Genomic DNA, 7,901 nt, shown 5'->3' with positions numbered 1-7,901 from the left:
ATGCCTGACGCTTTCGCCCTCAATGGCCGTGTCGCCCTCCAGCGCAACGCGCTGCCGGAAGTCACCCTCTCCACCACGCCGGATGCACCGGACGCGAAGGTCGCGGCGCTGTCGAAGCTGGCTGGCACCCGCGCGAAGCTCGACGTGGACGTGGCCGTGCTCAAGGCGCTGGACGGGCGCTCCTCGCGCCTGCCGCCGGTGGCGCCCCAGCCGGTGAAGCTCCAGGACCTGGTGCGCGCCGCGCGCCGAAAGCTCGCCACGGAGCGCCAGCGCGAGGTGGGTGTCTGGGTGGACACGCGCGTGAAGCTGACGACGCGGCTGGTGACGGCGTTGGAGGACTGATGCGCAAGCTGCTCGAAGCCCGCATGGGGCAGCGTTGCTACCTCTTCACCACGCTCGGCCAGGTGTACGTGGGCCTGGTGGTGGAGCTCATCGACGACGTCGTCCACCTCACGGGGCCGGACGGCACCACACCTGTGTTCATCAACCTCTCGGACGTCTCCGGCGTGCGCCAGTACGACGAGGACAATGATTTGGGGACCGCGCGATGATTGAACAACTCCTGCAACAGCTCATCGAACGGACCGAAAGCCGCTACTTCGGCAAGTACCGCGGCTACGTGTCGAACGTGGAGGACCCCAAGAACCTGGGCCGCATCCAGTGCGTGGTGCCGCGCTTGATGGGGGACGTCGCCACCGGCTGGGCCATGCCCTGCACGCCCTACGCGGGACCGGACCAGGGCCTGTTCATGGTGCCGGACGTGGGCGCCGGCGTCTGGGTGGAGTTCGAGGGCGGCGACCTGTCCCAGCCCATCTGGAGCGGCATGTGGTGGGGCGAGCCGGCCCTCGCGGACCTGGGCCAGCCGGACTCCACCGCGCGCGTGGCGCCCGACACCAGCGAGGTGCCCAAGCACGACTACCCACCCCAGACGGCGGTGCCAGGGGTGCGGATGCTCAAGTCCGCCACGGGCCACTACATCGTCCTGGATGACAGGCCCGAATCCGCGCGCGTGGAGATCCACGACCGGCAGGGCAACCGCATCATCCTGTCGTCCGAAGGGCTGGACCAGCTCATCAGCAACGAGCGCACGGTGAACGAAGGCAACCGCTCCGCGGAGGTGGACGGCGACGACCGCCTGGAGGTCGCCGGCAAGCAGGAGGAGACGGTGGATGGCAGCCACACCCGCGACGTGGGCGGGGACGTGACGCTGCACGTGACGGGCTCGTTGACGGAGAAGGTGGACACGGCGGGCTACTCCCGCGAGGTGGGCGGCAAGGGCCTGAAGGAGACGGTGGGTGGCCCGCGCGAGGACCGCATCCAGGGCAGCCACACGCGCACCGTGTCGGGCGCGTCGCAGGAGACGGCGGTGGGCGGCTACGGGGTAACGTCCGGAGGCAACGCGCAGATCGCCGCGGGCAAGGCGGTGAAGATCGCCGCGACGATGCCGGACATGCCGGGGCCGTCACTCAACGCCGTCTCCATCGACGCGCTGATGGGCAACGTGTCCATCAACACCATGCTGGGTATGTGCCAGGTGGGGGGCATCTCCGCCGTGTCGCCGATGGTGCTGGGAGACGGACTGGCCATCCACTTCACGATGCTGGCGCAGATCCTCAAGGCGGTGAACCCGATGACGGTGGCCGCGTACGGGCCGCTGCTGGACGTGTGGGCCGCGATGACGCCGATGCTGGACTGGTCCTACTTCGGCTTCGTCAAGCGCATGCCGGTGGGGTGACGCGATGAAGCAACCCGGCTGGAGTCCGCTGGATGCGGCGGTGCTGCGCGAGCGTCTGGAAGAGGTGAAGGCGCTGCTGCTCCAGGCGGCGGCGGTGGGCGTGGCGCAGGACGCCGAGCGGCTGGAGAAGATGTTGGAGCTGGAGCAACGCACCCGGGAGGACGCGCGTGGCCGACCCCACCGACGCCGATTTCGCTGAGCTCCACGGCGCGCTGGAGGTCTGCTGCGCGGAGCTCGCGAAGGCGCTGGAAGAGGCCGAGGGAGGCGACGGCACAGGCACGTCCGGAGGGCCCTCGTGGAAGCCGCTGGTGCTCGCGGCGCCGCCGGGACTGGAGCAGTTGGTGGGCATCATCCAGCCGCCGCTCCAGGTCATCATCGCGGTGCTCCAGTTCGTGCAGGCGCTGCTCCAGGCGCTGGCGGCCATCCTGCTGGGGCTGCCGGATCCATTCCGGGCGCTCATCCTGGCGGCGTACGCGCTGCTCAAGGACATCATCGACGACCTGCTCAACGCGGGCGCGTACCTCTACGCGGACGCGCCGGGCATCGGCCCCACGGAGACGAACCTCGCGGAGACGGGCTTCATCCCGAACCTGCCGAAGGACTTCAAGGCGGGGTTCGCGCTGGAGCGACCGCCGGTGACGCCGGATGCCTTCTCGCGCTGGGCGGGGCGGTTCACCGCCTCCTTCGACGACCCGGGGGACGACGCGCGCCCGGTGGTGACGGACGGCGCGCCGGTGCAGGCGGTGTTCATCGTGATGGCGGCGCCGTCGCTGGATGCGCTCCGGCAGGCGCTGTACCTGATGGGCAAGCTGTTCAACATCAGCGCCTTCAAGAAGGCCTTCGAGAAGTATCCGAAGGGCGCGGTGGATCCCCGCCGCAGCCGGGTGCGAGGCCGGTCGGTGAAGCCGGACTGGAAGTCCGCGCGCATGCGCGACCTGTTTCCGGACCTGGAGAAGCTGCTCATCCTCCCGGAGGCGCTCAAGTCGCTCCTGCTGTCGGTGGACAACCTGGCGGGGCTCATCAAGAGCCTGGCGGCCGCGATGCAGGACAAGGTGCAGGTGCTGCTGAAGCTCGCCCAGGCGGTGCAGGCCGTGGTGGACCTGCTGGACGCGCTGAAGTCCGCGGGCATGTACGCGCTGCCGGTGTCCACGCGCGGCGGGGTGGCGGGGCTGAAGCAGGCCTTCCTCCAAGCGCAGAACCGGCCTCCGGGCGGCTACGTGGGAGGCATCTGCCTCCTGGCATCCGGTCCCAACCTGGCGAAGGCCGCCCTGCTCTGGGAGCTGCTGGGCCAGACCCCGGCCATGGAGCTGGCCGAAGGGAAGCTCACGCTGGAGGACGTGGCGCAGCAGCTCGCGGAGAGCAAGGCGGCGCAGGTGCTGGAGGCCAGCGGCAAGGAGGTGAAGGACGCCTGGGGCAACCTCAAGACGGAGAGCCAGGCGCAGGCGGACGCGTTCGTGAAGGCGCTGGAGAAGGCCCCGGCCGGCTTCGCGGAGGCGGTGGGGCGCACGCCCCAGGAGCTGGTGGACGGCGCGCGTCGGGCTCGCTCTACGTTGGTGGAGGTGCTGGAACAGTCGAAGGAGCAGTTGCCCACGTCCGCGAACATCGAAGCGGGCATCGCCGCGACGAAGCAGGCCCAGCGCCGGGGCGGACGCTCACTGGCGATGGGCTTCGGAGGACCGGGTCCGTCGGAGCGCGCGCCCAGCCCGGCGCCCCCGGTGGCGGCGACGCCTGCTCCGTCGGATGCGTCCGGGACGCCGAAGAAAGGGAGCGGTCCGTGAGCGCGGTGAAGCGCCTGAGCATGGAGCTGGACGGCTGGCAGGCGGCCTGGAAGCAACTGGATGCGTTCCTGGACCGGGTGGAGGGCGCGGCGGATCAGGACTCGCCGCACGTGCAGACGGTGTGCGCGCTGTTGCCCGTGTTCAGCGTCATCGAACGGGCCCGCCGTCGCGCGGTGGGCATCGCGCTGTCGCCAGCCCTGCCGAGCGCCCCGGGAGGCGCGGGCCTGCCCGGGCTGACCACCGCGGCGCTCGTGGGCGGTGAGCAGCGGCTGCCGGGTGTGGAGGAGCTGGAGTTCGCGGTGGCGACCATCGGCACGAACGCGGACGGTGAGCTCACGGGGGCGTCGATCCTCGCGGGCACCGTGACGTTGTTCGCGTTCCGCGACGAGAAGCACGGCGGCGAGGTGGCGGTGCGCGTGCCCACGTATGACTTCGGGCCGCTGCTGGCGAGCGGCACCGTGGACGAGGCCATCGACGCGGGACTCTTCAGCACGGACCAGCGCCGCGCCGCCGCGGAAGGGGACGCGGCGGAGATGACGACGTGGACCGGGCTGCGCGCCACGCGCCGGGGCGAGCTGACGACGACGGCGGAGACGGTGCCGCTGAACAGTGTGTTGGACGGGCTGAGCACCTCCTCGCTTTCCAGCGCGTTCGACCCGGTGGCGTCGGGGGCCGCGACCTGTCGCGATGAATGTCTGGCGGACCGCGGCGTGCTGCTCCAGGCGAAGACCACGGTGGAGGAGCAGGGCGCGGACGTGGCCCTGACGGATGCGCTCCAGCGCGCGGCGGATTCGCTCCAGGGTCAGGCGACGGACTACGGGACGGTCGCCACCGCGCTCCAGCCGCCGCGCACCGCCACGCACTCCCCGACGGCGCTGGCGGACCTCCAGGCCACGCTGCGCCGGGCGGATTCACCGAACCTCCCCGGTCAGCTCTCCATCGAGATGACGTTGCTGGACGTGGAGGCGGGGAGGGGGATGGACGACGCGGTGGCGGTGCGGCTCGCGTATCCGGACGGCTCGCTGCGGATGCTGCGGACGTTGGAATGGTCGCTGCGCTTCCATTGGGTGTTCCGTCAGCGGTGGTTCGACGCGCGCAACCGCGCCGTGCTGGCGCCGCTGCTGCGCCAGGTGTTGAAGCCGTTCTGCGACAGCCTGACCCGGGTCCTGGCGGGGACGTCCACGGGGATTCCGTTGGTGGGCGCGGTGACGGTGGCGAAGGACACGCCCACGCAGGCGACGGCGTTGTCGGTGACGCCCACGGCGGATCTGACGAAGGTGCAGGCGGGGCACGTGGCGCACGTGGGAGGCGAGCGGCCCACGCTGGCGATCGTGCTCGGCTGGGAGGTGAAGGGGGGGCCGCCCGGGGACAAGCGGCTGCGCATCACGCCCCTGAATGTCTCCATCGCCACGGACGCGAAGCTGCCGGGCGTGGCGGGGCTGGTGAGGAGCGGGGCGACGGTGAGCGGGAGCGCGGTGTCGCTCGGCACGCAGGAGTTGCTGGAGGGGCAGTCCGCGGCGGGCCCGCAGGCGGACGGCGTCGTGCAGGAGGCCATCGTGCTGGGGACACGGCTGACGTTGCTGTTGGGGCAGGGGGGCAATGCGCTGGGGCTGGTGCCGCCGACGGTGCCCGCGCCGTATCCGGGACAGACGTTCAAGCTGTTGCCGCCGGTGGAGGTGGGCGCGGCGCGGCTGTTCCTGGACGGAATACCGCTGGCGAGCACGTCGGGCTCCACGAAGCCTGTTCCGGTCGCACGGCCGGGCGAGCTGCTGTTGGTGCGTGGCGCGGACGATGAAGGCACGTGGTGGCAGGGCGTGGCCCAGGTGGACACGGTGTCGGTGCTCACGGGGGCGGCGGCGCGGGAGGAAGACCCGGTGACGGTGACGCCCACGCCGGTGTGCTGCGGGGATGACGAGGAGGTGGTGGTCATCACGCTGCGCGACCTCCAACTGCCAAAGGCGCTGGTGCGGGACGTCACGTTGCGGCGCGACTTCAAGGGCTTCGGAGGCCCGAGCCTCGCCACGGGAGTGATGCTGCCCATCGAGCTGGATCCGGGCACGGTGAACGTCACCGTGCAGGACGGCGGTGTGACGAAGACGGTGCTGCGTGATCCGGAGCTGCGGGTCGCGGCGGCGGTGCTGAAGACCTGGCTGGGAGTTCCGACATGAGCGATCCGCGAGACGATGTCTACGCGGTGGCCGCGCTCCTCACGGAGCTGGACCGCGTGCTGCATCCGCTGGAGCGTGGAGAGGGCGGAGACTTCAAGGTGGATCCGCCCCTGCCACCGTCCCTGCCCGCGCCTCCGTCACCGCGACAGGGAGGGGAGGGCGGACGCTCGGCGAAGACCGAGTCACGCGCGTCGGGGCCCAGGGCCGCGCTGTCGGTGGAACCTCGCGGCGTGGCCACGGGGAAGGCGCCCGCGTCCGTGCAGCCTGTTCTGGCCCGTGCTCAGTCAATGCCGGAGGCCCCCGGTTCCCTGCGCCGCCGCGTTCCTCGCCCGGAGCCGACCCTGGAGGGAGCACCGAAGCTCCAGCCCACGCCCGGCCCCGGGGTCGAAGTCACGGGTGGAAGCCAGGACGCCGAGAGGGGGCCCGCTCTCGTGGAAGGGGTCCACGAGGTGAGCACGGAATCACCCGGAGTCATGCCGCCTCTGTTCTCACGGCGCGAGCAGGACGCTCCGTCCGTCACGCCTGCCCGCGCGAGCTTGAGAGGTCCCGAAGCACGGTCGACCGAAGTCCCTCGCGCCAGGGGCACGTTGTCGGAAGCCGAGACGCCGCGAAGGACCCGGGTGCCGCGCCCGCCCAGCGCGGTCCTTGAAACACAGACAACGAGCCAGCCCCTTCGCGCACGCGCACCCGAAGAGACGGTGCGTCGTGACCGGGTGTCCCGTACCCGTTCCCCTGCGCCGCTGCTCGCCCCGGTCGAATCAGGTCCTTCTCTACCGCCGCGGCCTCGCCGGAGAAGGCCGCATGCACCGACAAGGGACCTGCCGCCGTCGGCCCTGGGCGAACGCACCGTTCCGGTCCTGACGGGTGAACCAAGGCATCGGCCAGGGCTGACGAAGCCCGCAGCCCACTCGCCGCGGCCTCCACCGTCATCCACCCGGGACTCGCGGACGCCTCCACCGCCTCCAGTCCGGAGCACCGGTCGTCCCACGCCGGAGCCCGTGCGAATCGAAGTGAAGGCCCTGGTTCCACCCCTCGGAGCCGAAGCAGCGCCTCGGGAAGTGATGCTGGAGGAGGAGCGCTCATGGGCGGAGCCACCGGACCCTGAATCAGATGCAGGCAGGGAGGTCTTCTTCGTGAATGGCCGGCGGGTGACACGCGAGGATCACGAAGCCCTTCAGCAGGCCGAACAGCGACTGCGGCGAAGGATGACGGGTCGGTCGCTGTGGCGGAGGCGGGGATGAGCGGCCTTCCTCCCCGGCAGCGATTGGGACACCTGCTGCGCTCGCTCTCGAAGCACCTCCCTGGCCAGCTTGATGGGCTGCTGTTGAACGCCCGGTTCACCGACGGTGCCGCCGCGCTTCAAAGACTGTCGGACCCCGCGCACCTGGAGAGGGCATTGGTCCGCATGTCACCTGAAGAAGCCGGGTGGCTCGCGGACGTGCTGACGGAGCGTTGGCGCCAGGTCGCGGACCTCCAGTTGGAGCCGGAGGTGGCCATCGTCGCGCCGGATGAACTCTGGATGGGAGCGGAGCCGGTGCGGGTGCCGCTGTCACTGGCGGCGGTGGGGCTGGATGACGGCTTCGAAGCACTCTGGGAGGGCGCGGTGTCGCAGGCGGCACCATCGCCCCGGGCGACGCTCCTGGCGAAGCCTCCCGAAGGCACGACACCGGAAGTGGCGCGCGTCCGAGCCCAGGTCCGGGCCAGCGTGAAGGGCCAGCGCTGCGTGCTCGTCGCGCAGGCGCAGGTGGTGCTGCGACGGCCGTCGGTGGTGGTGAGCGATGACCGGCGCCGATTCCTGGCGCAGGACCAGGCGGGACGTCCGGCGGTGGGGTGCCGGCTGGAAATCGGGACGGATGTGCATGTCACCGGCCCGGGAGGGCTGGTGGATCTGGAGGCTCCCGCGTCGCCCGGACTGCTGCTCAAGGTGGAAGGGATTCCCGCCGGTCGGATCCCGGGTCCGCGCCCATGACACTCACGATGGATGGCGAAGGAGGCAATCGATGAAGACGATGACCCCTCAAACCAAACGGACGCCGGAGCGCAAGCCGGCCACGACCCGGCCTGTCACGCCCACCCAGCAGCCCGCGACGTCGTCACCTCGCACCCAACTGGGAAATGCGGCGGGGCCCGCGATGAAGACCGCGTCCGGCGGCGCTTTCAAGGCAAAGGCTCCGCCCACCGTCGCTCCGAATCCCAACGTCCGACTGCCGAAGAAATAGT

The 7,901-nt window shown here is 70.8% G+C and carries 8 protein-coding genes; all 8 read left to right on the top strand.

Going from position 1 to position 7,901, the window contains the following annotated elements:
• Positions 1-342 (top strand): hypothetical protein, encoded by a 342-nt coding sequence (locus D7V88_RS03455; protein ID WP_120539153.1) that lies wholly within the window; start codon positions 1-3, stop codon positions 340-342.
• Positions 342-551 (top strand): hypothetical protein, encoded by a 210-nt coding sequence (locus D7V88_RS03450; protein ID WP_120539152.1) that lies wholly within the window; start codon positions 342-344, stop codon positions 549-551. The genes D7V88_RS03455 and D7V88_RS03450 overlap by 1 nt, the downstream gene beginning before the upstream one ends.
• Positions 548-1,735, top strand: coding sequence for a phage baseplate assembly protein V (locus D7V88_RS03445; protein ID WP_120539151.1), 1,188 nt, complete (start codon positions 548-550; stop codon positions 1,733-1,735). The genes D7V88_RS03450 and D7V88_RS03445 overlap by 4 nt, the downstream gene beginning before the upstream one ends.
• Positions 1,736-1,739: 4 nt before the next feature.
• Positions 1,740-1,934, top strand: coding sequence for a hypothetical protein (locus D7V88_RS03440; protein ID WP_120539150.1), 195 nt, complete (start codon positions 1,740-1,742; stop codon positions 1,932-1,934).
• Positions 1,903-3,513: a hypothetical protein gene (locus tag D7V88_RS03435; protein ID WP_120539149.1), complete on the top strand. Its 1,611-nt coding sequence runs from the start codon at positions 1,903-1,905 to the stop codon at positions 3,511-3,513. Before D7V88_RS03440 ends, D7V88_RS03435 begins: the two co-directional genes overlap by 32 nt.
• A complete protein-coding gene (locus tag D7V88_RS03430; RefSeq protein WP_120539148.1) occupies positions 3,510-5,681 on the top strand; it encodes a hypothetical protein in 2,172 nt (723 codons plus the stop codon). The genes D7V88_RS03435 and D7V88_RS03430 overlap by 4 nt, the downstream gene beginning before the upstream one ends.
• A 1,237-nt stretch (positions 5,682-6,918) precedes the next feature.
• Positions 6,919-7,650 carry a hypothetical protein gene (locus D7V88_RS03425; protein ID WP_147448588.1) on the top strand — a complete coding sequence of 244 codons (732 nt, stop codon included), beginning with the start codon at positions 6,919-6,921 and terminating at the stop codon, positions 7,648-7,650.
• Positions 7,651-7,681: 31 nt separating this feature from the next.
• Entirely contained in the window at positions 7,682-7,900 is a 219-nt protein-coding gene (locus D7V88_RS42530; protein ID WP_147448587.1) for a hypothetical protein, read from the top strand.
• The last annotated feature ends 1 nt before the right edge of the window (position 7,901 follow it).

The organism is Corallococcus terminator (assembly GCF_003611635.1).
GTDB lineage: Bacteria > Myxococcota > Myxococcia > Myxococcales > Myxococcaceae > Corallococcus > Corallococcus terminator.
The sequence above is the reverse complement of the archived record's forward strand: the minus strand, read 5'-3'. Positions and strand labels throughout refer to the sequence as shown.

Excerpts from the sequence above, each read along its gene's own strand:
- D7V88_RS03455 (WP_120539153.1), top strand. The coding sequence starts at position 1 with ATGCCTGACGCTTTCGCCCTCAATGGCCGTGTCGCCCTCCAGCGCAAC.
- D7V88_RS03445 (WP_120539151.1), top strand. The coding sequence starts at position 548 with ATGATTGAACAACTCCTGCAACAGCTCATCGAACGGACCGAAAGCCGC.
- D7V88_RS03440 (WP_120539150.1), top strand. The coding sequence starts at position 1,740 with ATGAAGCAACCCGGCTGGAGTCCGCTGGATGCGGCGGTGCTGCGCGAG.
- D7V88_RS42530 (WP_147448587.1), top strand. The coding sequence starts at position 7,682 with ATGAAGACGATGACCCCTCAAACCAAACGGACGCCGGAGCGCAAGCCG.
- D7V88_RS03425 (WP_147448588.1), top strand. The coding sequence starts at position 6,919 with ATGAGCGGCCTTCCTCCCCGGCAGCGATTGGGACACCTGCTGCGCTCG.
- D7V88_RS03450 (WP_120539152.1), top strand. The coding sequence starts at position 342 with ATGCGCAAGCTGCTCGAAGCCCGCATGGGGCAGCGTTGCTACCTCTTC.